This is a genomic window from Cysteiniphilum halobium, assembly GCF_003574425.1.
GTDB lineage: Bacteria > Pseudomonadota > Gammaproteobacteria > Francisellales > Francisellaceae > Caedibacter > Caedibacter halobius.
The window spans coordinates 1-564 of record NZ_QLIU01000145.1 but is presented as its reverse complement, the minus strand read 5'-3'; the positions used below and the strand labels follow the sequence as shown (position 1 = coordinate 564).

Below are 564 nucleotides of genomic sequence, written 5' to 3'. Positions count from 1 at the left end.
GAAGAGAAGAAAGAAGAGAAAGAAGGAAAAGAAAGAAAAGAGAGAAGAGAAGAAAGGGAAGAAGGAAAAAGAGAGAAAAAGGAAGAGAAAAAAAGAAAGGAAAGAGAAGAGAGGAAGAAAGAAGAGAGGAAGGAAAAGAAGAAGAAAGAAGAAAAAGGGGAAGGAGAGAAGGAGAGGAAGGAAGAGGGAAGGGAGAAAAAAAGGAAGAAGAAGGGGAAAGAGAGAAAAGAAAGGAAAAAAGAGAGGAGAAAAGAGGAAAGGAAGAAGAAGAGAAAAGAAGGAGGAGTAGAAGGAAAAAAAGAAAGATAAGAAGAGAAAGAAAAAAAAAGGGGAGAAAGAAGAAGGAAAGAAGAGAATGGAAAATGAAACTAAAGAAGAAAAGAAAGTAAAGGAGGAAAAGGAAATGAATAAAGAAAAGAAAAGGAAAGAGGAGGGGATGGAGGAAAAAAAAAAAAAGGAAGAATAAAAGGAAAGACGAAAGAAAAAACATGAGGGTGAGGTAGTGTATAACTCTGCCGATAAATTTGATGACCCACAAATGGGCGGGGCGTTTTATAAGATTCA

General features: G+C 36.2%; 1 protein-coding gene. It reads left to right on the top strand.

Going from position 1 to position 564, the window contains the following annotated elements:
- Positions 1–309 (top strand): hypothetical protein (locus DNK85_RS11345; RefSeq protein WP_208123205.1); only part of this gene is annotated, 309 nt, incomplete at its 5' end.
- Positions 310–564 lie beyond the last annotated feature (255 nt).